The organism is Halomonas sp. H2, assembly GCF_050215315.1.
Classification (GTDB): Bacteria; Pseudomonadota; Gammaproteobacteria; order Pseudomonadales; family Halomonadaceae; genus Vreelandella.
This window is the reverse complement of sequence record NZ_CP189760.1, coordinates 2,462,566-2,485,940: the sequence shown is the minus strand read 5'-3', so window position 1 is coordinate 2,485,940 and position 23,375 is coordinate 2,462,566. Positions and strand designations below refer to the sequence as shown.

The window sequence follows — 23,375 nt, the reverse complement described above, 5'->3', positions numbered from 1 at the left end:
CGCCCTCTTACCAATTGCACTTATTATCCGAAACCGCGCCTTTTTGATATAGAGCTTGCGCTGCTTATTCCAAAGCGCCAATTAAGTGGCGGATTTTATCCAGCGTCTCGGTGTACTCTTCCACCGCTTGAGAGTCTGCTACCAAGCCTCCGCCGCCCCATACATGCACTCTTCCCGCTTCAGCCACCATGGTGCGTATCGCAATTGACGTATCCATGCTACCGCGCACATCGACATAACCCAGGCTGCCGCAATAAACGCTGCGCTGGCAAGGTTCTAGTTCATCAATGATCTGCATGGCGCGAATTTTAGGTGCGCCGGTAATCGAGCCGCCGGGAAACGCCGCTTTTAGTAGTGCAAGTGGGGTGTGGTTATCGGCCAGTGCTCCCTGCACCACGCTAACTAGGTGATGCACATTGGGGTAGCTTTCTAAGCGGCACAGCTGCGGCACGCGGATAGAGCCAGGTTGGCAGACACGGCCCAAATCGTTGCGCAGTAAATCGACGATCATCACATTTTCAGCACGATCTTTGCTGCTGCTTAATAGCTGCTCAGCCAGTGTTTGATCTGCTTCAGGTGTCGTGCCACGTGGGCGAGTGCCCTTAATCGGCCATGTCTCGACCTCGCGGTTGCGGCACTGAAGAAACCGTTCTGGTGAAAGCGAGAGCACGGCCTTGTCATCCCAGGCCATAAAGCCGGAAAAAGGCGTGGGTGTCGCTTCACGCAGTTGCAGGTACGCCTGCCACTCATCACCTTGGTAGTCGGCGTAAAAGCGCTGGGCGAGATTGATTTGATAGCAATCGCCGGCGCGTATATAGCGCTGCACGGCGTTAAACCGTGTGACGTACTGAGCCTGGCTAAGCTCGCTCTGAAAGGTACTGGTTAGCGTAAACGAGCGAGGCTGGGGCGGTGCCAGAGCAAGCCACTCTTGCACTTGCTGGCGACGTTCTGGAGTAGCCATTAACCACGCTTGCTGGGTCACGTGGTCCAGGGTGATGCACCAGTCATAAAGCCCTAAACGGGCTTGTGGTAGTGATACCGGGCGCGTTTGTTCACTCGGGATTGATAAGGTTTTACGGCCTAAATCGTAGCCCCAGTAGCCAATTAACCCACCTAAAAAAGGCAGTTCACTGGTCTCTTTAGGGATATCCAACTGATCCAGTAACCACTGCTGCAGCGCAAACGTATCGTTGCTGAGATGTGCCGGGGGGCTAAGCTGCGTTGAGACAATCTGCAGTTGGCCAGCGTTAGTGACTTCGAGCGTCGCCAGGGGGTCGCTGCTAATAATGTCAAAACGGCCGGTAGCGACAGGGCGACCGCTGTCGAGCAGTACTGCACCAGGCCTTTCACGCAGGCAGGCGAAAATCCCCAAGGGGTCGGATGAATAGGGCAGGGCAGTTATCGTCAACGCCTGGGTCATTAAGCACTCGCCTAGCCAGTAAAAGGCGTGCCATTTTAGAGGGGCTAGGGCAATCACACCAGCACTACGCTTCGACGCCTTTCTCACGCACAGTCTAGCAGGCAGCATGACGCACAATAACAGCTTGATTGTTGACAGGTTGAGTTTTGTTGCCCCTGCTAATACAACGAAAGGTGAACAAAATCGGCTAACATGGCTAGTTGACGGTTCAATTAGCACGCGCTAGAGTTTGGTTACTTTTCAATTGTCGACAATTAATCATGGCTTCTCTTGCTACTTCTCCATTAAACGCTACTGAAAACGGTGCTACTGAAAATCCGTCCGAAGCGACGGCTCCCGAAGTACGCACGCTCGCGGAGCGGGTATTCCATCAGTTGCAGGATGCTATCGTGCGCGGTGAGCTTGCTCCTGGTAGCAAAATTACTGAGCCGGGATTATCTAAAACCTACGGTATTTCGCGTGGGCCATTGCGCGAAGCAATGCGACGGCTGGAAGCGCACCGTTTGATTGAGCGTGTTCCGCATGTCGGTGCGCGTGTTGTGCAGCTATCGATGAAGGAGTTACTAGAGCTTTTTGATTTACGGGAAGCCTTGGAAAGCATGGCCGCCCGGCTGGCGGCCGAGCATATGTCGCCGGAAGAGGTTCAGGGCTTACGCGCTGTACTGGCGCTGCACGAAGGCCAGGCCGATCTAAAGCGCGGCGAAGCTTATTATCAGCGTGAAGGCGATCTCGATTTTCACTACTGTATTGTCCAGGGCAGCCACAACAAGATGCTAATGAATCTGCTGTGTGACGATCTCTACTACTTAGTACGCCTTTACCGCACCCAGTTTAGTGCTAGCGGCACGCGACCACAGCGCGCCTTTGTGGAACATCATCGCATTGTCGATGCCATTGAAGCGGGGGATTCGGAACTGGCTGAGCTTCTAATGCGCCGCCATGTTAGCGCTTCCCGCACCAATGTGGCCGATCGCTACGCGGCGGCCCTTGAACAAACAGCATCTACCTCAAACAGTTAAAACATAACTAAAAATTAGTAACAGGAGAAACGTCCCATGTCCCAGATGACTCCCGGCGCCCGCTTTCGGGCCGCGCTTGAGGCCAACCGCCCGCTACCCATCTTAGGCACCATTAACGCCTACACCGCGCTAATGGCTGACAAGGTGGGCCATCAAGCGATTTACCTCTCCGGTGGCGGGGTGGCCAATGCCTCGTTCGGCTTGCCGGATCTGGGCATGACGACCATGAATGATGTGGTGGAAGATGCCCACCGTATCTGCGCCGCCACCGAGCTGCCGCTGCTGGTAGATATCGACACCGGCTGGGGCGGTGCTTTCAATATCGCGCGTACCGTAAAAGAGATGCAGCGCGCTGGCGTAGCCGCGGTGCATATGGAAGACCAGGTGGCGCAAAAGCGCTGTGGTCACCGCCCCAATAAGGCGATTGTCTCCCAGCAGGAGATGGTCGACCGCATTAAAGCGGCGGCGGATGCCAAAATCGATCCCGATTTCTATCTGATTGCCCGCACCGATGCGTTTCAAAAAGAGGGCCTCGATGCGGCCATTGAACGCGCCAACGCCTGTGTCGAAGCGGGGGCAGATGCCATTTTTGCCGAAGCGGTGCACACCCTGGATGATTACAAAGCCTTCTGTGAACGCGTCAATGCGCCGATTTTGGCTAACATCACCGAGTTTGGCGCAACGCCACTATTCACCCAGCAGGAGCTTGGCGAGGTGGGCTGCCGTATGGTGCTTTACCCGCTCTCCGCGTTCCGCGCTATGAACGCTGCGGCGCTGCAGGTCTATCAAAGCATCCTCGACAACGGCCACCAAAAAGACGTCGTGCCTATCATGCAGACCCGCGACGAGCTCTACGACTTTCTCAACTACCACGACTTTGAGCAGAAGCTGGACGCGCTGTTTGCTGAAAAAGGCGATGACCAGTAAACCAAGCGCCAGCTTAACGTACGCCTATATTTGAAAGACACAATTTAAAATAAAAGCAGTAATAGGAGACACACCATGGCTGATAAACCCGTGACAGGTGCAGGACTGCGTGGCCAGAGCGCTGGTTCCACCGCGCTGTGTACGGTAGGCAAAACAGGCTCAGGCTTAACCTACCGTGGCTTTGATATCAAAGAGTTAGCTGAAAAAGCCAAGTTTGAAGAAGTTGCTTACCTGCTATTAAAGGGCAAGTTGCCTAATCAGGGTGAGCTAGATCACTACATCAGCAAGCTCAAAAGCCTGCGCGGCTTGCCCGATGCGCTGAAAACGGTGCTTGAGCAAATCCCCAAAGACGCTCACCCGATGGACGTAATGCGCACCGGTACCTCAATGCTGGGCAATCTCGAAACCGAGGAGAATTTTGATCAGCAACAAGATGTTGCGGATCGGCTGCTAGCGGTGCTGCCGTCGATTATTTGCTACTGGTACCGCTTCTCTCACGACGGCGTACGCGTCGATACCGAAACGGATGACGACTCGGTAGGCGGCCACTTCTTGAATATGCTGCGCGGCGAGCCCGCCTCTGAACTGCATGCGCGGGTAATGAACGTATCGCTGATTCTCTACGCCGAGCATGAGTTCAACGCTTCTACCTTTACCGCCCGAGTCTGTGCCTCGACGCTTTCCGATATGCACTCCTGCGTGACCGGGGCGATTGGCTCGCTGCGCGGCCCGCTGCACGGCGGCGCTAACGAAGCGGCGATGGCGATGATCGAGGATTGGCAGTCGCCGGAAGAAGCCGAGAGCAAGATTATGGGCATGCTCGAGCGCAAAGATAAAATCATGGGCTTCGGTCACGCGATTTATCGCGAGTCCGACCCGCGCAACGCCATTATCAAACACTGGTCCAAAAAGCTGGCTGACGATGTTGGCGACAAGGTGCTCTACCCGGTTTCAGAGCGTGTTGAAGACGTCATGTGGAGAGAAAAGAAGCTGTTCTGTAACGCTGATTTCTTCCACGCTAGCGCTTATCACTTTATGGATATTCCCACTAAACTGTTCACGCCGATTTTTGTTATGTCGCGGCTAACGGGTTGGGCGGCCCACGTGTTTGAGCAGCGCGCCAATAACCGCATTATTCGCCCCAGCGCCGATTACACGGGTCCCGAGAAGAGCGAGTGGGTACCCATTGAGGAGCGCCGCTAAACGTTACCTCCCGGCAGCTGCGGCTGCCGGATGTTGCCTCCCTCCTTCGTGCCCCTGTCTTGCTAATTGAATAGACAAGAGCCCTGCACAGCGTTATTACCAAGAGTGCGCCTGCTATGAATACCCTTTACCGTAAACCGCTGCCTGGCACAGAGCTTGAGTATTTTGATGCTCGTGAGGCGGTGGAAGATATCCAGCTCGGTGCTTATGCACAGTTGCCTTACACTTCACGCGTACTGGCGGAGCAATTAGTGCGCCGTTGCGATCCTGAGCTGCTCACCGATGCGCTAAAACAGCTAATCGAGCGTAAGAGCGATCTGGATTTCCCCTGGTACCCCGCCCGTGTCGTTTGTCATGACATCCTGGGCCAAACCGCGCTGGTGGATCTTGCCGGTCTGCGTGATGCCATTGCTGAAAAGGGTGGCGACCCCGCCAAGGTCAACCCCGTGGTGCCGACTCAGCTGATTGTCGACCACTCGCTGGCGGTGGAGCACGCAGGTTCGGAAGAGGGCGCCTTTGAAAAAAACCGCGCCATTGAAGATCGCCGCAACGATGACCGTTTCCACTTTATCAACTGGACGAAGACGGCCTTTGAGAACGTCGATGTGATTCCCCCCGGTAACGGCATCATGCACCAGATCAATCTGGAGAAAATGTCGCCGGTAGTACAGAACCGCGATGGCATTGCCTACCCAGACACCTGTGTGGGCACCGATAGCCACACGCCGATGGTCGATGCTTTAGGTGTCATCTCAGTGGGTGTGGGCGGCTTAGAGGCCGAAAGCGTGATGTTGGGACGCGCCTCCATGATGCGCCTGCCGGATATCGTTGGCGTGGAGCTGACCGGCAAGCTGCAGCCTGGCATTACCGGCACCGACATGGTGTTGGCGATTACCGAATTCCTGCGCAAAGAGCGCGTGGTAGGCGCTTATCTTGAGTTTTACGGCGAAGGCGCTGACGCGCTGACCGTGGGTGATCGCGCGACTATCTCCAACATGACCCCCGAATACGGTGCCACGGCGGCGATGTTCTATATCGACGGTCAAACCATCGATTACCTGAAAATCACCGGCCGCGAAGATGAGCAGGTAGCGCTGGTGGAAACCTATGCCAAGCACACTGGTCTCTGGGCGGATAGCTTGACCGAAGTTACCTACGAGCGGGTACTGACCTTTGATCTCTCTTCAGTCACTCGCACCCTGGCAGGGCCTTCAAACCCTCACGCCCATTTGCCTACCTCAGAGCTTGCCCAGCGCGGTATTGCCGTGGGCCTTGAGGCGGCTCAAGCGGAAGAGAAAGCCGGTAAAATGCCCGATGGTGCGGTCATCATCGCGGCCATCACCAGCTGTACCAATACTTCAAATCCACGCAATATGGTGGCGGCGGGACTGATTGCCCGTAATGCCAACCGGCTGGGTTTGCTACGCAAGCCGTGGGTAAAGTCGTCGCTGGCGCCGGGTTCGAAAACGGTCAAGATGTACCTGGAAGAAGCCGGACTGATGAGCGAACTGGAAGATCTCGGCTTTGGTGTGGTGGCTTACGCCTGCACCACCTGCAACGGGATGTCCGGGGCACTGGATCCTAAAATCCAGCAGGAGATTATTGAGCGTGACCTCTACGCCACGGCGGTACTTTCCGGCAACCGCAACTTCGATGGGCGGATTCACCCCCACGCCCAGCAGGCTTTTTTAGCGTCACCGCCCCTGGTGGTTGCGTATGCCATTGCGGGCACGATTCGCTTTGATATTGAGAAAGACGCCCTGGGGGTGGACCAGGCGGGTAATCCCGTTACCTTGAAGGATATTTGGCCCGCCGATGAAGAGATTGATGCGATTGTCAAAGCGTCGGTGAAGCCCGAGCAGTTCCGCCAAACCTATATCCCCATGTTCGACCTGGACAAGGGCGCCCGCGCCCAGGTGAGTCCGCTGTATGACTGGCGGCCCCAGAGTACCTATATCCGTCGTCCGCCCTACTGGGAGGGCAATATGGCCAAAGAGCGTACCCTTAAAGGTATGCGGCCGCTGGCGATTTTGCCGGACAATATCACTACCGATCACCTATCGCCCTCTAACGCGATTCAGTTGAACAGCGCGGCGGGCGAGTACCTGGATAAAATGGGCGTGCCGGAGGAGGACTTCAACTCTTACGCCACCCACCGTGGTGATCACCTCACCGCCCAGCGGGCGACCTTCGCCAATCCCAAGCTATTTAACGAGATGGTTCGCGATGCCGATGGCAACGTAAAGCAGGGCTCGCTGGCGCGGGTAGAGCCTGAAGGCGAAGTGACCCGCATGTGGGAAGCCATCGAAACCTATATGGCCCGCAAGCAGCCGCTGATTATTATTGCCGGAGCTGATTACGGCCAGGGCTCTTCTCGGGATTGGGCCGCTAAAGGCGTGGCGCTGGCGGGCGTTGAGGCAATTGCCGCGGAAGGCTTTGAGCGCATTCACCGTACCAACTTAATTGGCATGGGCGTTATGCCGCTGGAGTTTGAGCCGGGTACCACGCGCAGGACATTAGCCCTGGATGGCACCGAAACTTACGATGTGGAAGGCGCTGTTTCGCCGGGGGCAATGCTGACGCTGGTGATCCAGCGTCAAAACGGTGACAGCGAGCGGGTTGCCGTGAAGTGCCGTTTGGATACTGCCGAGGAGGTGTCGATTTACACCGCCGGCGGCGTACTGCAGCGCTTTGCTCAGGACTTTCTTGAATCCACCGCGGCGTAGACCCACCGAAACGTAGCCGGAGATAACGTTCATGCCTTATGCCCCTCAGATTAAAATTCCCGCTACCTATATGCGTGGCGGCACCAGTAAGGGTGTGTTTTTTAAGCTCAGCGATTTACCCGAAGTGGCTCAGCAGGCTGGCGTCGCGCGGGATCAACTGTTACTGCGGGTGATTGGCAGCCCCGACCCCTATGAAAAACAGATTGATGGCATGGGGGCGGCGACCTCCAGCACCAGTAAAACGGTAATACTGTCCAAAAGTGAGTCCGCCGACCACGATGTGGATTACCTGTTTGGCCAGGTGTCCATTGATAAGCCCTATGTGGATTGGAGTGGTAACTGCGGCAATCTTTCAGCGGCGGTCGGTCCTTTCGCGATTACCAATGGATTGGTCGACCCGGCCCGCATCCCAGAAAATGGGGTGGTCGAGGTGCGCATTTGGCAGGTGAATATTCAGAAAACCATCGTGTCGCGGGTGCCTATCGTCAATCACGAAGTGCAGGAAACCGGCGATTTTGAGCTAGACGGGGTAACCTTTCCCGCCGCCGAAATTCCGGTGGCCTTTATGGACCCGGCTGATGGCGAAGGGGCTATTTTTCCTACCGGAAATCTGGTCGATGAGCTTGAGGTGCCCGGTGTGGGCACGCTAAAAGCCACTATGATCAACGCTGGTATTCCCACGCTGTTTATTAACGCCGCCGATATTGGTTACACCGGCTGCGAGCTGCAAGATGTGATCAATGGCGATAGCAAAGCGCTGGCGATGTTTGAAACTATTCGTGCCCACGGCGCTGTGCGTATGGGGCTGATCAGTGACATCAACGAAGCCGCCAATCGTCAGCACACGCCCAAAGTCGCGTTCGTAGGTCCACCGGTGGATTACCTCTCATCGAGTGGTAAAGGCGTAAAGGCTGCTGACAATGACTTGGTAGTACGGGCGCTCTCCATGGGCAAATTGCACCACGCCATGATGGGCACCGCCGCGGTGGCTATTGCTGCCGCCGCGGCCATCGAAGGCACGCTGGTGAACCTGGCGGCGGGTGGTGGTAAACGTAATGCCGTCACCTTTGGTCACCCGTCGGGTAGCCTGCGGGTGGGAGCAGAAGCAAACCTGATAGAGGGGCGCTGGCATATCGAGCAGGCGGTGATGAGCCGCAGCGCTCGAGTATTGATGGAGGGGGTTGTGAGAGTGCCTAGCGATAGCTTTTAGGAGGCGTTTCTTGGGCCATACTGAGTAGGTGATTCAACAGCAGGAGAGAGCACTATGATGTCTTCAAGACCGTCCTCAAGACCGTCTTCAAAATCGTCTGCCCGATCATCCGCCACATCCGAAGCCAACGAACGCCCGGATTATGATCCTGAACTACAGGCCATTGCCGACTACGTCCTCAACTATCAGGTAGAGTCTCAAGAGGCATTGGAAACCGCCCGCTACTGCTTGATGGATACGCTCGGTTGCGGGCTATTGGCACTGCGCTTTCCCGAGTGCACCAAGCACCTGGGGCCGATAGTGGAAGGCACGCTGGTGCCGTTTGGAGCGCGAGTGCCGGGCACTTCGCTGCGCCTTGACCCGGTTAAGGCGGCGTGGGATATCGGCTGTATTATCCGCTGGTTGGATTATAACGACACCTGGCTTGCCGCTGAGTGGGGTCACCCTTCCGATAATCTGGGTGGGATACTCGCTGTGGCTGATCATCTCTCCCAGCGGCGGGTCGCCCAAGGCGAATCGCCGCTGGTGATGCGTGATGTTCTTGAGGCGATGATCATGGCTCATGAAATTCAAGGCGTGCTGGCGCTGGAAAACAGCTTTAACCGCGTTGGCCTTGATCACGTGGTACTGGTGAAAGTTGCGTCTACCGCGGTGGCCGCCAAGCTGATGGGCGCCAATCGCGAGCAGTTACTTTCGGCGCTCTCCCACGCCTGGGTGGATGGCCAGAGCCTGCGCACCTACCGCCATGCGCCCAACGCCGGGTCGCGTAAAAGCTGGGCCGCGGGCGATGCAACTTCGCGGGGAGTGCGCTTGGCCGATATTGCCCTGCGCGGTGAAATGGGCATTCCCAGCGCGCTGTCGGCGCCCCAGTGGGGGTTCTACGATGTGCTGTTTAGCCATGCCAATAAGGATTTGAGTCTCAAGCCCGAAACTGATCGCCGCCTACGCTTTCAGCGCGAGTTCGGCAGCTACGTGATGGAGAATATTCTATTTAAGATCTCCTTCCCCGCTGAGTTTCACGCCCAAACGGCTTGCGAAGCGGCCGTGACGCTGCACCCGCAGGTGGAAGACCGCTTGGCTGAAATCGATAAAATCGTACTGACGACTCACGACTCGGCCATTCGGATTATTTCCAAAACTGGCGCACTCGCCAATCCGGCGGATCGTGACCACTGCTTACAGTATATGACCGCCGTGCCGCTTATTTTTGGTGCGCTTACTGCCGATCACTACGAAGACCGCTTTCATGCGGCTCATCCGCTAATCGATGAGCTGCGCGGCAAAATGGTGGTAGCAGAAGATGCCGAGTATTCGGCGGCTTACCACGACCCTGACAAGCGCTCCATCGCTAATGCAGTCCAGGTGTTTTTCACTGATGGCAGTGCGACAGATAAAGTCGCGGTGGAGTACCCAGTGGGTCACCGGCGTCGCCGAGAAGAAGGTATGCCGTTATTAGTTGAAAAGTTTGAGTGTCATTTAGCGACACGGTTTCCGGCAGGGCGTTGCCAAACAGTTGCGGAGTTATGTAGCCAGCAGGCAACGCTGGAAGAGCTGGCGGTACATAAATTTATGGATCTCTGGGTGATTTAAGAAGCGCTACAATAAACACCCGGAGCGCTTAAGCGCTACCGGGCTGTGGCGGGTTGCAGGAGGGTTAATCTTCAAACGCTACTTGATCGAGCATGCGATCAATGGTGGTGGGCCCAATACCATTGACGCGTTCAAGATCCTCGGCGCTTTCAAACGCGCCATTGGTTTCGCGCTCTTCAATAAGTGCTTCCGCTCGGCTGGGGCCAATACCCGGTAGCTCAGCTAACAGCTCAGCATCCGCAGTATTGACGTTGATAGGTGCTACCTCTTGAGCCAGTACGCCGCTGGAAAGTCCCAAGCTTACGCTAAGTAACAATGCAGCTAAAATGCCTTTAAGTGTCATGTTCATCCTCGTAATCCTTATTAATAGCAGTTATTAACGAAGGTTGAGTGCGCGAGGTTCAAGAGTAAGTGCTACTTATGCCTTAGGTGACATAAGCAATAAGAACGACGCAACATAACTAACTTAGCTTCATAGCGTGGACGATTATGTCAGTGATGTATGACAGTCATTGTAAGTTTTTCGCTATAGAGGCATGGTAAATAGCTTACATAGGGAGGGGGCGAGAAGAGGTGTGAGACTGATATAATGCCTGAAAATGCACTTGGAGCGATGTTGTGGCCACTGATTCCCCAATTATTATTGCGCTTGATTACCCTTCGCTAGACGCCGCGCTGTGCATGGCAGATCAGTTAGACCCTGCTCGCTGCCGCGTTAAGGTTGGCAAAGAGTTATTCACCCGGAGCGGTCCCGCCGTGCTGGAAGCACTGCATGGCAGAGGGTTTGAGGTGTTTTTAGATCTCAAATTTCACGATATTCCCAATACCGTTGCTAGCGCAGTGCAGGCGGCGGCGGAGCAGGGCGTATGGATGGTCAATGTGCATGCCAGCGGTGGGCGGCGGATGATGGAAGCGGCCGTTCAACGCCTGGATCAACACGCCTTAACGACCCGCTTGATCGCCGTTACTGTGTTAACCAGCATGCAGGCCGACGACCTAGCTGGTGTTGGCATCAATGCGCCGTTGGCTGAACACGTAGAGCGCTTGGCGCTGCTGGCAAAGCAGAGTGGTTTACACGGCGTGGTATGTTCGGCCCAGGAGTCGGCGCAGCTTAACGCAGCGTGTGGAGAGTCGTTCTTGAAAGTGACTCCCGGTATTCGCCCAAGCTTTGCGGTCGCTAATGATCAGCAGCGGATTATGACCCCCAGCGAAGCCATTCGGGCGGGTAGCAGCCATTTAGTGATTGGTCGCCCTGTGACTCAGGCCTCAGACCCTATGGTGGCGCTTGCGGCGATTGAAGCCGAGTTAGCGTAAAAATGGCCGGTTAGTGGTGCCGGTTATTCCCCCTCTACGCCAATCACCGGTTTAATCGTGCCCCAGTAGCGGCAACTGGGGCATTGCCACTGCAGGGCGTCGCTGGCAAAGCCACAGCGTTGGCAGCGGTGGCGGGTTCTATTAATCAGCAGTGCATCGGTATGGTGTTTGAGTAGCAGCAGGCGCGTATCGGGAGAGGACTTTCCGCCTAGTCGCTGGCTTTCAATATACAGGTCGATCAAGTGATCCAGCCCACCCAAGCTTGGCACTGCACGTAAGCGGTCGCCGATTAACTCAATCGCTTTATCGACACCTTCACGCTGATGAACCAGCTGGCCCAGGGCAATAATGGTGCTGGTATAAGGCGCTAGTTGCAGCAGGCGGTAAAGATGGGCTTCATAGCCTGCTTCATTATCACTGCGTAAATAAGCACGCTTAAGGGCCGGCAGCATAGTGGGTATGTGGGCGATGTCCTGCTGCGGAATATTGTCGAGTCGCGCAATCGCGCGAGTATAGTGGCCGTTATCCATCTCAAGTTCGGCCAGTTGCAGTGTGGCGCGAACACAGTTCTCATCCCATTGCAGGGCTTTTTTAAGGTGCTTTTTAGCCAGCGGTCGACTGGCCTCGCTAATTTCCTCTAACGCCAGTTCGCATAGCCAATGGGCCGCGGGTCGGCGCATCTTAGGGTACTGTTTTAGCAGCGGCTGGATAACGTCGAGGGCTTGCTGCCACGCTTTTTCGCGCTCTAATAAATCAATGAGCAGTTGTTTGGCGGCATAGCGGTGATCATTATCACCGCTGTTTTCGAGCAGCGTATTGAGTAGCCGCTGCGCGCGGTCATGAACACCCAGCGCCATAAAGTCGCGGGCAAGCTCTAGCTGGATTTGTTCGTTGGTAGGTTGCGATAGAGCGGGGCGTGCTAATAGGTTTTGATGGATGCTGACCGCTTTGTCGGCCTCACCCCGGGCGCGAAACAGTTTGCCAAGGGCAATGTGGGTATCCACCGTATCGCTATTAACGGCTAGCACGCTGATAAAGGTATTGATCGCCTCGTCGGGCTGCTCGTTAAGCAGGTAGTTAAGCCCGACGAAGTAATCTCGAGACGGCACCTGAGAGGCCGCCGCAGGAGGTTGAGAGCGATATCGGCGGCGTAGAGCTTGGCGGTAGCCGAGCCCGTAACCGATGGCAATGGCAGCCAACAGTACGCTTAGCAGCGCGACATCTAGCATTTATGCCAGTTCCTTGAACTCCTGGGTGCGCAGGCTATCCAGCTCTTTGCGCTGCTGCTTGTTATGCCGCTGGCTGCGGGCCAGTGTGGCCTTTAATCGCAAGTAGACACCTAACATGGCGAGCATGCCTAGCAGAACGCCAAAAACCAGCGTTGCCAGCAGCCATACGGAAAGTGACACAGCCGGCAGCTCCAGCCAAATCAGGTTCAAGGCAATAGTTTGCTGATTATTAACGGCAAACAGAATACCTACCAGCACTACTATCAGCAAAATAACGGCCAGAATCAGGCCTTTAATCCAACGCATGTGAGTTTCCTAGTCAGTGACGTTCACGGTAGCGCTATTGTGTACGACTCGGGCGGCGACGTCATCCCACACAAAGTCGGATAATCCTAATAGTGGCGTTTTAATAGCCAAGTGCCCGACTAGCATCAACCTGTTCACGTAGCTCTTTGCCCGGTTTAAAGTGCGGTACATACTTGCCTTCTAGGTCGACCGCATCGCCTGTTTTAGGATTGCGGCCTACTCGCGGCTCTCGGTAGTGCAGTGAAAAGCTGCCGAAACCCCGGATCTCAACGCGGCCGCCGCTAGAAAGGGCATCGGTCATATCGTCAAGAATAATACGTACCGCCGTTTCAACATCTTTGGCGGACAACTCCGGCTGACGCATCGCAATTTGTTCGATTAATTCTGATTTAGTCATCGGTTGGCTCCCAGCGAACATTGAAGGCCGTAACGCGCTCTCGACCTCGCTAATATCAAATTCAGCATACTGCTCAATTAAGCATAAAACAATTCAGATAAAACAAGGTTCTAGACTGATTAACAGCATAGGCGAAGGTGGGCGCTGGCGCGACCCTGTGTCTTAGGTATACTGGCTTCTCATTTATTTAATTGGAGCGGCTGACGTTGAACGACGATAATTCCCCAGCAGCCATTTTGCGTAAGCGGCTTTACTGGCACTCCCGGCGCGGTATGTGGGAGCTAGACCTGCTGCTGATTCCTTTTCTCGAGCAGCGTTTCGATGATCTCAGCGAAGCAGATCAGTTGGCGTACCAGCAATTAATCGAAGGTGAAGACCAGGATTTATTCGTATGGCTGATGCATCGGGAGTGGCCATCGGAACCCAGCCAGCGGCGTATCGTAAAGATGATAGTTGAGCATGCTGAAACCACCGATAATTCTGCCTATCGCACCCTCTAAGCAGTGGCAGCTAACACAATGTTGTCTGTTGATTGGGCTAGCGGCGCTCAGCTATTGGGTGGCAGGTGAGCTAGCCCTATTGGCAACGTTGGTATTGGGCGCTGTGATTGGCTGGCATGCCTATACTCGCCAGCCTAAGGGAGTGCTTTCGCTAACCGCGACAGGAACACTGTTTCAAGGCCGCTGGCTGATGTCTGGTGGTGCGCTTAGTGAAGAGTTTCAAGTGCGCTGTGACTATTTAGGGCCGTGGTTAATCGGGCTTTATGTCGGTCAGCAGCGGATCTGGTTATGGCCAGACAGTGTGTCTACGCAGCACTTGCGCGAAGTGCGCAAGTTATTTCATCAACCTGGTCGGTAGCTCTGCGTCCTATTCTCTGTCTTGTAAATCTTTTAAGGATACCGTCGAGGCCGTGGCTATTGGCTGTTGCTGCGGCCAATCGTTGGTGAAGTGCAGGCCGCGAGACTCATGGCGTCCCTGAGCCGCTAGTACCGTTAACTGCGCTAATTGCAGTGCTTGATGTAAACGATTGCCTTCCGGGTTGGACATTGCCCCCTCTGTCTCTCCCAGTGTATTTAGCAGCACTTTTAACTGCTCGAGTGCGGCATTGAGACTGGCCGCGCTGCGTACAATGGAGACGTGCTGGCTCATGGTGGACCGCATGCGCTGGCGAATATCGTTGAGGAGGGCTGTAGATATGTCAGCGCTCTCAGTCTGGGCTGGAGGCTGTACTTCGTCACATGGCGTGTGGCCGCTTGGTTTGTGCACGTCCATCAACAGCGCTTGGGCACAGCTGCGCGCAAACACTAAACACTCTAACAGTGAGTTGCTGGCCATTCGGTTGGCGCCGTGTAGGCCCGTGCAGGCCGTTTCACCGATAGCATAGAGGTTGGCAACGTCGGTGGCGCCTTGCAGATTGGTGGCGACGCCGCCGCAGCTATAGTGGGCAGCAGGCACCACGGGAATGGCTTGTTGGGTAATATCAATGCCGCGGGCGGTGCAGTGCGCCAAAATAGTCGGAAAGTGGTGGCGAATCGCCGTTTCACCTAAATGTTGAATATCCAACCAGACATGCCCCAGGGTGCCGCGCTGTATCTCCGCGTCGATGGCGCGAGCCACGATATCGCGAGGAGCCAACTCAGCGCGCTGATCCAGCGCGAGCATAAAGCGTTGCCCCGACTCGTTAAGCAGATGTCCGCCTTCTCCGCGCACCGCCTCACTAATTAAAAATGCCGGTCCTTCGGGGTCAAATAGGCAGGTCGGATGAAACTGCTGAAACTCAAGGTTCATCAGCCGGGCGCCTAGCTCGGCAGCCATCATCATGCCTTCACCGCTGCTTGGTGCGGGCGTCGTAGTGTGGCGGTAAAGGCCGCTTGCGCCGCCAGTGGCCAGCACCGTATAACGCGCCGTCAGCGAGTGCCAGTGGTGGTTAGTATCACTGCCATAGGCACCGCAGCAGGTGCCTTGGTTATCCTGCAACAAGCCAATCACGGTAAGGTCATTGCGCTGCGTAATGTTGGGGTGCTGCGCCACTCTGTTTAATAGGGTATCTACCACCGCCCGGCCAGTGGCATCGTCGGCGTGGATGATGCGGCGGGCATTGTGCCCGCCTTCACGGGTCAGGTGGTAAGGGTAGCGCGCGCTGGGGTCTGTCTCTGGCGTAAAGGGCACGCCATTATCAATCAGCCACTGAATGGCAGCGGGGCCATGGGTAACGGTAAAGCGAACCGCTTCTACATCGCATAGCCCATCGCCAGCAATCAGCGTGTCGTTGATATGCGCTTCGAGATCGTCATCTGGGGAGAGAACGGCTGCTATGCCGCCTTGTGCCCAGCGGCTAGCGCCCTGGTCATCTTGCGCGGGGCGAACCAGCGTCACTGACATATGGTCAGCAATTTCCAGGGCAAGAGTTAATCCCGCTACCCCTCCGCCAATGATAAGTGCGTCGGTTGTTGGCGTGGTCATGGTGACCGCTCTCTGGTCATGGTGACCGCTCTTTGGTCATGGTGCCCGCTCCTTATTTGAGGCAGGCATGATAGCTTGACGATTAGTGATTAGCGATATTGGAATGCAAAAAAAGCGCATAAGTATGCACTAATAGGATGAATACAAAGAGTAGGGAGAACGCCAAGAGGAGGTAAGCCACATGAAAATGAAACGTTAGATTTCAAAAGCTTGAAATGGTGCCCGGAGCCGGACTTGAACCGGCACGGGGTTGCCCCCGAGAGATTTTAAGTCTCTTGCGTCTACCGATTTCGCCATCCGGGCAAAACATCGCAATGTTGTTTCAAAACAAGTCGCTTAAAACATCATCGCTGCGCTAAAAAGTGGAGGCTGGAGTCGGAATCGAACCGGCGTGCACGGAGTTGCAGTCCGCTGCATAACCACTCTGCCATCCAGCCTCAAGAGTCGTTGGAGCGGGAAAGGAGATTCGAACTCCCGACCCTCGCCTTGGCAAGGCGATGCTCTACCACTGAGCTATTCCCGCTCGACTCGAGGGCGAATTATACGGATCACCGCCGAGTTGTCAATCAATCAATTGGTAAGGCATTCTTTATTTATTTACAGCAGCTTACATGGAGCGGCTAAGATGCGGCCAAGCAGCTTTCAAGTATTGGATCATTGACCAGAGCGTTAGCAGAGCGGCGGCATACAGCACGACAACCCCCAGCAGCGCGAATTCATGCATGGGTGGTATTGCCAGCAAGATTAGCAGTGACACCATTTGCAGCGTTGTCTTTAGCTTGCCTACCCATGAAACAGCGACCATGCCGCGTTTGCCCATTTCCGCCATCCATTCACGCAGCGCCGAAATGACAATTTCCCGGCCAATAATGACCAGCGCAGGCAGTGTTAGCACTAGCGTGTCATAACGCTCAATCAGTAACGCCAGTGCCACGACGACCATAAGCTTGTCGGCCACCGGGTCTAAAAATGCGCCAAAAGGCGTTGATTGATTCCAGCGGCGCGCTAAATAGCCATCTAGCCAGTCGGTAATGGAGGCTAACGCAAATAAACCTGCTGCCACGGGCATGCTCCAACTGAAAGGCAGATAAAACAGCACTACCAGCAGCGGAATGAAGGCGATTCTCGCCAGGGTCAGTATGTTGGGTATATTCATCGCAGAGAGCGATCCTTGCCGGAAAATCAGAGGATTCGAAGTGTCTGGGGATCATTCTATCCCCCTTGGCCGATAGCATCCATGCCAAGAGGGTTTTTATCCGTTGAGTGCCCGGTAAATACTTTCAGCTAACGAGGCATTGATGCCGGGAACGCGGGCGAGTTCATCGCGGCTGGCTTTTTGTACTCCCTGCAGGCCGCCAAAAAAGCGCAGCAGCTCTCGCCGTCGTTTGGGGCCAATGCCGGGGATCTCTTGCAAGGTGGAGGTGCGCCTCGCTTTGTCGCGTTGAGCTCGGTGGCCGGCGATGGCAAAACGGTGAGACTCATCGCGAATGTGCTGGATCAAATGCAGCGCGGGAGAGGCGGGGTCCAGATCAAGTGGATTGTCAGCAGTCTCGACAAACAGGCTTTCCAGCCCCGCCTTGCGGGTTGTGCCTTTAGCAACGCCGAGTAGCAGGATATTGCTGATGTCGAGCTCTTTAAACACCTCGCGGGCCATGTTGAGCTGTCCTTTGCCACCATCGACGATCAGGATGTCCGGGGCTATCGCTTCGCCGCTTTTTACCCGTTTTAGACGCCGGGTGAGCGCTTGCTGCATGGCGGCGTAATCATCACCAGCCGCGACTCCCTCAATGCGGAAATGCCGGTAGTCGCTTTTGCGCGGGCCCTGATGGTCAAACACAACGCATGACGCAACGGTGGCTTCGCCGTGACTATGGCTTATGTCGAAACACTCCAAGCGCTGCGGCGTCTCCTTCAGGCCTAGCGCTTCCTGGAGTGCGCTGAAACGCTGGGTAAGCTGCGTCTGATTAGCGAGTTGCGAGGCCAGTTGTTGCTCGGCATTGGTAATGGCCAGCTGTTGCCACTGGGCTCGGTGGCCGCGCACTTGGCTGGTGACGCGAATGCGTTTGCCCGCCTGTTGGGTGAGCGCCTCGGCGATAAGCTCGCTGTTGTCTAAGGGGTGGCTGGTAATCACTTCGCTGGGCACATTATGCGGTTGGCCGAAGTAGTATTGGCTAACGACCTCAGTGAGCAGCGTTTCAATCGGTAGATCTAAATCGTTTTTGGGGGTGTGATGGCGCGCGCCGAGCAGGCGCCCATCGCGAACGCTCAGTACGGAAACACCCAACGCGCCGGGGCGCACGGCAAGCGCGAAAATGTCGGCATCACCGCCGCCGGTATCAACGAACTGGCGCTGCTGTAGCTGCCGCAATTGCTGAACTTGGTCGCGTAGACGGGCGGCTTCCTCAAAGTTGAGCTGCTTGCTGGCCTCTTCCATCGCCTGCATTAATTCTTGGGTAACGTGTTCGCTTTTACCTTCCAAACACATCACCGCGTGCTCTAAGTCGCGCTGATAATCCTCGGCGGAAATATAATCGACGCATGGCGCACTGCAGCGCTGAATTTGATACTGCAAACAGGGGCGTGAGCGATGGGCAAAGACGCTATCTTCGCAGTTGCGGATATGAAATATCTTTTGCATTAGCGCGAGGCTTTCGCGCACGGCGCCACTGCTCGGGTAGGGGCCCAAATAACGCCCATCGTCACGCCGCTGGCGTGCCCGCTTGTACTCAAGTGCCGGATAAGAGTGGCGGTCGGTAACAAACACAAACGGGTAGGATTTATCGTCGCGCAGCAAAATGTTGTAAGGCGGACGCAGCTGTTTGATGAGTGTCTGTTCAAGCAGTAGGGCTTCGGTTTCGGTACGCGTGACGGTCACTTGAACGTCGGCAATGCGCCCCACCATGGCCTGGGTTTTGGTGTTCAGCTGGCCACGAAAATAGCTGGCAAGGCGCGCTTTCAAACGCTTGGCTTTGCCGACATAGAGCGTATTGCTGTGCTCATCGAGCATACGATAAACACCTGGCGAGGTGCTTACCGAGCTCAAGAACTGTTTTGAATCAAAGGTCATAGCAGCGTGTCGGTACCCGATAACAGCAGGGGAAGGTTGGGTTATATCTGACTTGCGTCAAACCCCTCGACCAGCCCGTGACGGAGCGCTAAGTGGGTAAGCTCAACGTCAGTGGCAACCTGTAGTTTATCAAATAGTCGGTAGCGGTAGGTGTTTACCGTTTTAGGGCTTAAATGCAGGCGATCAGAGATATCCTGTACGCGCTGGCAGTTAACAATCATGAGGGCAATCTGCAGTTCACGCTGAGAGAGGTGGCTGAACGGATTATCTTCATTGGTGAAGTGTGAGAGGGCGAGCCGCTGGGCAACTTCCTGACTCACGTAGCGCCGACCATGAAACACTTGGCGTATCGCGTCGGTCATTTCCAGTGCATCTGCGCCTTTGCTTAAAAAGCCTGAGGCACCAGCTTCCAGCATGCGGCGCAGTACGCTGTCTTCCATATGCGCCGTTAGGATTAAAACTTTGATATCTTCCATGGTGCGGTGAATGCGCCGGGTAGCTTCAAGCCCGCCGATGCCGGGCATGCGAATGTCCATTAGCACGATATCTGGCTTCAAATGGCGACACTGGGTCACCGCACTTTCGCCGTCGTCGACTTCGCCTACAATTTTAATATCACACTCTTCGTTCAGCAGGTGAGCAATGCTGGTTCTTACTAGATGATGATCATCGGCGATAAGTACACTGATCAAGGGATAGGCTCCTGCATGGAAACATCTTGGGCTCAGGCATTGGCCTTGTACGCTACTTTATCTGGTTAGCTGTTTATAGAGTGCCACAGCTAACCACAAAGGAGAATTAGTTAACGCTGATGATGCAAAAACTTGACCGAGGTAAGCGTTCAACGTAGTATCCGCCTCGCTGTTGGAAAGAACAGTATGTGGGGCCTTAGCTCAGCTGGGAGAGCGCAACACTGGCAGTGTTGAGGTCAGCGGTTCGATCCCGCTAGGCTCCACCACGATTTTGCAAAAGAGATCGTAAATGAAAAAAGCCTCGTTTTAGAAACGAGGCTTTTTTTTGGAAAAAAAACGGGTATTTAGACCGTTATAATAAGTGTTTAGGCAGTAATTTTGCCTAGCAGTAAAAACTCAATCAGCGCTTTTTGCGCATGTAAGCGGTTCCCTGCTTCCTGCCACACCACTGCACGCGGGTCGTCAAGTAGCGTATGGCTAATTTCTTCGCCACGATGCGCCGGCAGGCAGTGCAGGAAAAGGACGTCTTGTTTGGCGGCGTCCAGCATCGCCTCAGTGACCTGGAAGCCAGTGAAGTCTGCTTCGCGCTTCGCCTGCTCTTCTTCCTGGCCCATTGACGCCCAGACGTCGGTGGTAATTAAGTCGGCCTGTTTTACCGCTTCCTTAGGATCATGCAGCAGGGTAATGTGATCGCCAGCAGCGGCCATGATGTCAGCGCGAGGCTCGTAACCTTGCGGGCAACAAATGCGCAGATGAAAGTCGAACTGGCGAGCCGCATTGATCCATGAGTGGCACATGTTGTTGCCATCCCCAATCCATACCGCTGTGCGGCCCTTTACGCTGCCGCGTAGCTCGGTCCAGGTCATCACGTCGGCAAGAAGCTGGCAGGGGTGGTAGTCATCGCTTAAGGCGTTAATGACCGGCACGCTGCTGGCGCTTGCATAGGTTTCCAGGCCGGCATGTGAAAAGGTGCGAATCATCACCGCATCCACCATTTCAGACAAAACGCGTGCGGTGTCTTCTATCGGCTCGCCGCGGCCTAATTGGGTGTCGCGGGGAGAGAGAAACAGCGCGTGGCCGCCAAGTTGCGCCATCCCAGCTTCAAAGGAAACCCGAGTGCGCGTCGATGATTTCTCAAAGATCATCGCCAGTGTGCGGTTGGATAATGGCGTGTAAACAGGACCTTGGGCTTTTAAATTGGTTTTGATCGTAATGGCTCGTTGGATTAAATAGTCCAGCTCATCCGGGGTCAAATCTAGCAAGGTCAGGAAATGGCGTGTCGCCATAGGGGCTTCTCTCCGCGCAAAAACCCTATCCTAGCTATGCCGCAGGGGATGCGCAACGCGAACGGCATGCGTAGAATAATGTCTACACGTTAAACCCGAGCGCGCCACTCAAGTATTGGTGAGTGTGCATCGGTTATTTAAATGCGAGGAGATTGTATGAGCACAACAGCCGAAAATATTCAGCAACAAATTAGCGAGAACACGATCCTGATTTACATGAAGGGATCGCCCCAATTGCCCCAGTGCGGTTTTTCTGCCCAGACCGTGCAAGCGCTGATGAGTTGCGGTGAGCGTTTTGCGTTCGTCAATGTCTTGGACAACCCGGACATTCGTACTGAACTGCCAAAGATTGCCAACTGGCCGACCTTCCCCCAGCTATGGGTAGAAGGAGAGCTCGTAGGTGGCTGTGACATCGTGGTAGAAATGCATCAAAACGGCGAATTGGAAAAACTGGTAAAAGCGGCTGCCGAGAGAGCAGGTGCGGCGGAAGGTGGCGATAACGCCTAAGCATTACCCAGTCGAAGGATATACAGCTTCATGAGCTATCAGGTTCTGGCCCGCAAGTGGCGACCTCGCACATTCCACGAACTTGTGGGGCAGGCCCATGTTCAGCGGGCCTTGGTCAATGCCCTTGATCAAGGTCGGTTGCACCATGCTTATCTATTTACGGGTACGCGTGGTGTGGGTAAAACCACGCTGGCGCGTATTCTTGCCAAGTGTTTAAACTGCACAGCCAATGGTCGCGGGGATGAAGGTATTACCTCAACGCCGTGTGGTCAGTGCGATAGCTGCCAAGCGATTGACGAAGGTCGTTTTGTTGATTTAATTGAGGTCGATGCAGCCTCCCGGACCAAAGTAGAAGATACCCGCGAGCTGCTCGACAATGTTCAGTACGCGCCTACTCAAGGTCGCTACAAGGTGTACCTGATTGATGAGGTACACATGCTCTCGACCAGCAGTTTCAATGCGCTGCTGAAAACCCTGGAAGAGCCACCCCCGCACGTTAAATTCTTGCTGGCGACGACAGATCCGCAAAAACTGCCGCCGACAGTGCTCTCCCGTTGCCTCCAATTCACGCTTAAACATATGCCGCCAGAGCGTGTGGTCGAGCACCTGACCTATGTGTTAGGGGAAGAGGGCGTTGCGTTTGATGAGAGCGCATTATGGCTGCTAGGCAAAGCCGCAGAAGGCTCAATGCGCGATGCAATGAGCTTAACCGATCAAGCCATCGCGTTTGGTCAGGGTGCGATTCGCCATGCGGATGTGGCGGCGATGCTGGGCACCTTGGATCATCGTCATATCCTGGGGTTGGCGGAAGCCCTGGCCGATGTGGATGTACAGCGCCTGCTGGGCGAGGTAGCACAATTAGCCGAGCAAGGCCCCGATTTTGCCGCAGTGCTGGATGAGCTTTCGAGCATGCTACACCGCTTAGCGGTCGCGCAGATGGTGCCGGACGCTGTCGATAACAGCCACGGTGACCGTGACGTTATCCTCCAGTTGGCGAGCCGTTTCACCGCCGAGGATATCCAGCTCTATTATCAAATTGGTATCCAAGGCCGCGGGGATATGGTGCACGCCCCCGACCTTCGCAGCGCATTGGAAATGACGTTACTGCGCATGCTGGCGTTTCGCCCGCAGGGCGTACCGAAACCTTCGCGTACGCCACTGCCCTTGCGTCGCGAGCCCTCAGAAGCAGCAGCGACTGATACGGGTGCTCACGTTGCCATGACGGGTGCGGCGCCATCAGTACCTGTATCCACGCCACCAGAGACTGAACCACTGTCGGAGGCTCAGCCCGAACCGCACGCCGAGCCAGCGCCCCAGCCGTCAGTGCCTGCTGCTAAGGAAGAACCGCCACTTGAAGAGCCGCCACCGTGGTCAGTCGACACTGAAACAGATGCGTCAGAGGCTGGCACGCTGCAGCATTCTCCCGAGCCCGAGCCCGAGCCCGAGCCCGAGCCCGAGCCCGAGCCCGACGCTGCACCTGAGCCAGTTCCTGAGCCAGTTCCTGAGTTGGCGCCATCGCTAGAAGTTGCTCCTGAGCCGGTTGCTGAGCAAGAAGCTGCTCTAGAGCCAGAGTCGCACGTTTCGCCTGCTGAGGTGTCAGATAGCCCGCCAGGCAAGCTGGATAATACGCAGTGGTTGCTATGCTTTGACTCGCTAGGTTTGGGCGGCTTAACCCGCAACTTGGCGGGCAACTGTTTGGTCGAGAGCGATGATGGTGCACTTTTAACGCTTCGTTTAGATCCCAGCCAAGAGGCCATGCAGGCGGAGGTGCACCAGACGCGTATTGAGCGTGCGCTGAAAGAGCAGGGCATGCCGCGGCGAATAGCGTTTTATGTTGCCGAGCTATCTAACGATTTGGAAACGCCTCGTCAGCGCGAAGATCGCCTGAATCAAGAGCGTCACGCCCAAGCGGTTGATCTACTCAATCATGACCCTCATGTACAAAAGTTACAGCAGGCGTTTGGTGCAAAGCTGATAGAATCGAGCGTTAAGCCCGCTGACGCGATGCGCTAAGCGCTA

At 55.3% G+C, this 23,375-nt stretch carries 21 protein-coding genes and 4 tRNA genes; 12 read left to right on the top strand and 13 right to left on the bottom strand.

Features of this window, described 5'->3' with window-relative positions; translation table 11 throughout:
* Nucleotides 1-64: 64 nt before the first annotated feature.
* A complete protein-coding gene (gene pabB, locus ACQE2I_RS11585) occupies nt 65-1,420 on the bottom strand; it encodes an aminodeoxychorismate synthase component I (protein ID WP_427028252.1) in 1,356 nt (451 codons plus the stop codon).
* Between the two features lie 260 nt (nt 1,421-1,680).
* Between pabB and ACQE2I_RS11580 the strand changes: the two genes are divergently transcribed.
* The 6 genes from ACQE2I_RS11580 (at nt 1,681) to prpD (ending at nt 10,095) form a co-directional block, all read left to right on the top strand.
* Nucleotides 1,681-2,439: a GntR family transcriptional regulator gene (locus ACQE2I_RS11580; protein ID WP_427028251.1), complete on the top strand. Its 759-nt coding sequence runs from the start codon at nt 1,681-1,683 to the stop codon at nt 2,437-2,439.
* Between the two features lie 36 nt (nt 2,440-2,475).
* Nucleotides 2,476-3,366 carry a methylisocitrate lyase gene (prpB, locus tag ACQE2I_RS11575; RefSeq protein WP_427028250.1) on the top strand — a complete coding sequence of 297 codons (891 nt, stop codon included), beginning with the start codon at nt 2,476-2,478 and terminating at the stop codon, nt 3,364-3,366.
* A 75-nt stretch (nt 3,367-3,441) separates the two neighbouring features.
* Nucleotides 3,442-4,569, top strand: coding sequence for a bifunctional 2-methylcitrate synthase/citrate synthase (prpC, locus tag ACQE2I_RS11570; RefSeq protein ID WP_427028249.1), 1,128 nt, complete (start codon nt 3,442-3,444; stop codon nt 4,567-4,569).
* 116 nt (nt 4,570-4,685) lie between these two features.
* Nucleotides 4,686-7,295 carry a Fe/S-dependent 2-methylisocitrate dehydratase AcnD gene (gene acnD, locus ACQE2I_RS11565; RefSeq protein ID WP_427028248.1) on the top strand — a complete coding sequence of 870 codons (2,610 nt, stop codon included), beginning with the start codon at nt 4,686-4,688 and terminating at the stop codon, nt 7,293-7,295.
* Nucleotides 7,296-7,326: 31 nt separating this feature from the next.
* A complete protein-coding gene (gene prpF / locus ACQE2I_RS11560; RefSeq protein ID WP_427028247.1) occupies nt 7,327-8,505 on the top strand; it encodes a 2-methylaconitate cis-trans isomerase PrpF in 1,179 nt (392 codons plus the stop codon).
* A gap of 57 nt (nt 8,506-8,562) precedes the next feature.
* Nucleotides 8,563-10,095: a 2-methylcitrate dehydratase gene (gene prpD, locus ACQE2I_RS11555; RefSeq protein WP_427031452.1), complete on the top strand. Its 1,533-nt coding sequence runs from the start codon at nt 8,563-8,565 to the stop codon at nt 10,093-10,095.
* Nucleotides 10,096-10,159: 64 nt separating this feature from the next.
* Here the strand turns inward: prpD and ACQE2I_RS11550 are convergent, their stop codons facing one another.
* Nucleotides 10,160-10,444 (bottom strand): ComEA family DNA-binding protein, encoded by a 285-nt coding sequence (locus ACQE2I_RS11550; protein WP_427028246.1) that lies wholly within the window; start codon nt 10,442-10,444, stop codon nt 10,160-10,162.
* A gap of 269 nt (nt 10,445-10,713) precedes the next feature.
* On the opposite strand from ACQE2I_RS11550, the gene pyrF reads away from it, so the two are divergent.
* Nucleotides 10,714-11,409 (top strand): orotidine-5'-phosphate decarboxylase, encoded by a 696-nt coding sequence (gene pyrF / locus ACQE2I_RS11545; RefSeq protein ID WP_427028245.1) that lies wholly within the window; start codon nt 10,714-10,716, stop codon nt 11,407-11,409.
* 23 nt (nt 11,410-11,432) lie between these two features.
* Here the strand turns inward: pyrF and lapB are convergent, their stop codons facing one another.
* The 3 genes from lapB to ACQE2I_RS11530 all read right to left on the bottom strand — a co-directional run bounded on the left by lapB (nt 11,433) and on the right by ACQE2I_RS11530 (nt 13,341).
* A complete protein-coding gene (gene lapB, locus ACQE2I_RS11540; protein WP_427028244.1) occupies nt 11,433-12,638 on the bottom strand; it encodes a lipopolysaccharide assembly protein LapB in 1,206 nt (401 codons plus the stop codon).
* A complete protein-coding gene (locus ACQE2I_RS11535) occupies nt 12,639-12,944 on the bottom strand; it encodes a LapA family protein (RefSeq protein ID WP_427028243.1) in 306 nt (101 codons plus the stop codon).
* A 100-nt stretch (nt 12,945-13,044) separates the two neighbouring features.
* Nucleotides 13,045-13,341 (bottom strand): integration host factor subunit beta, encoded by a 297-nt coding sequence (locus ACQE2I_RS11530; protein WP_096279162.1) that lies wholly within the window; start codon nt 13,339-13,341, stop codon nt 13,045-13,047.
* A 206-nt stretch (nt 13,342-13,547) separates the two neighbouring features.
* On the opposite strand from ACQE2I_RS11530, the gene ACQE2I_RS11525 reads away from it, so the two are divergent.
* A complete protein-coding gene (locus ACQE2I_RS11525) occupies nt 13,548-13,841 on the top strand; it encodes a succinate dehydrogenase assembly factor 2 (RefSeq protein WP_427028242.1) in 294 nt (97 codons plus the stop codon).
* A complete protein-coding gene (locus tag ACQE2I_RS11520) occupies nt 13,801-14,199 on the top strand; it encodes a hypothetical protein (RefSeq protein ID WP_427028241.1) in 399 nt (132 codons plus the stop codon). The genes ACQE2I_RS11525 and ACQE2I_RS11520 overlap by 41 nt, the downstream gene beginning before the upstream one ends.
* Before the next feature lie 9 nt (nt 14,200-14,208).
* On the opposite strand, the gene nadB is transcribed toward ACQE2I_RS11520, so the two are convergent.
* From nadB to uvrY, 7 genes are all read right to left on the bottom strand, one after another.
* Nucleotides 14,209-15,804, bottom strand: coding sequence for an L-aspartate oxidase (nadB, locus tag ACQE2I_RS11515; protein WP_427028240.1), 1,596 nt, complete (start codon nt 15,802-15,804; stop codon nt 14,209-14,211).
* A 216-nt stretch (nt 15,805-16,020) separates the two neighbouring features.
* Nucleotides 16,021-16,107: transfer RNA gene (locus ACQE2I_RS11510), tRNA-Leu, on the bottom strand.
* 60 nt (nt 16,108-16,167) lie between these two features.
* Nucleotides 16,168-16,241, bottom strand: a tRNA-Cys gene (locus ACQE2I_RS11505).
* 11 nt (nt 16,242-16,252) lie between these two features.
* A tRNA-Gly gene (locus ACQE2I_RS11500) sits at nt 16,253-16,327 on the bottom strand.
* 84 nt (nt 16,328-16,411) lie between these two features.
* Nucleotides 16,412-16,960, bottom strand: coding sequence for a CDP-diacylglycerol--glycerol-3-phosphate 3-phosphatidyltransferase (gene pgsA / locus ACQE2I_RS11495; protein WP_427028239.1), 549 nt, complete (start codon nt 16,958-16,960; stop codon nt 16,412-16,414).
* 96 nt (nt 16,961-17,056) lie between these two features.
* On the bottom strand, nt 17,057-18,871 hold the full coding sequence (uvrC, locus tag ACQE2I_RS11490) for an excinuclease ABC subunit UvrC (protein ID WP_427028238.1): 1,815 nt from the start codon (nt 18,869-18,871) through the stop codon (nt 17,057-17,059).
* 41 nt (nt 18,872-18,912) lie between these two features.
* Nucleotides 18,913-19,563, bottom strand: a complete 651-nt coding sequence (gene uvrY, locus ACQE2I_RS11485; protein WP_427028237.1) for a UvrY/SirA/GacA family response regulator transcription factor — start codon at nt 19,561-19,563, stop codon at nt 18,913-18,915.
* A gap of 190 nt (nt 19,564-19,753) precedes the next feature.
* Between uvrY and ACQE2I_RS11480 the strand changes: the two genes are divergently transcribed.
* Nucleotides 19,754-19,829, top strand: a tRNA-Ala gene (locus ACQE2I_RS11480).
* A 99-nt stretch (nt 19,830-19,928) separates the two neighbouring features.
* Here the strand turns inward: ACQE2I_RS11480 and argF are convergent.
* Complete coding sequence (argF, locus tag ACQE2I_RS11475; RefSeq protein ID WP_427028236.1) at nt 19,929-20,849, bottom strand: ornithine carbamoyltransferase; 921 nt, start codon at nt 20,847-20,849, stop codon at nt 19,929-19,931.
* A gap of 156 nt (nt 20,850-21,005) precedes the next feature.
* Here argF and grxD point away from each other — a divergent pair, with 156 nt between their 5' ends.
* Nucleotides 21,006-21,356, top strand: a complete 351-nt coding sequence (grxD, locus tag ACQE2I_RS11470) for a Grx4 family monothiol glutaredoxin (RefSeq protein ID WP_427028235.1) — start codon at nt 21,006-21,008, stop codon at nt 21,354-21,356.
* Nucleotides 21,357-21,386: 30 nt separating this feature from the next.
* The gene (gene dnaX / locus ACQE2I_RS11465; protein WP_427028234.1) at nt 21,387-23,369 is read left to right on the top strand and encodes a DNA polymerase III subunit gamma/tau; all 1,983 of its coding nucleotides are present in this window, start codon (nt 21,387-21,389) and stop codon (nt 23,367-23,369) included.
* The last annotated feature ends 6 nt before the right edge of the window (nt 23,370-23,375 follow it).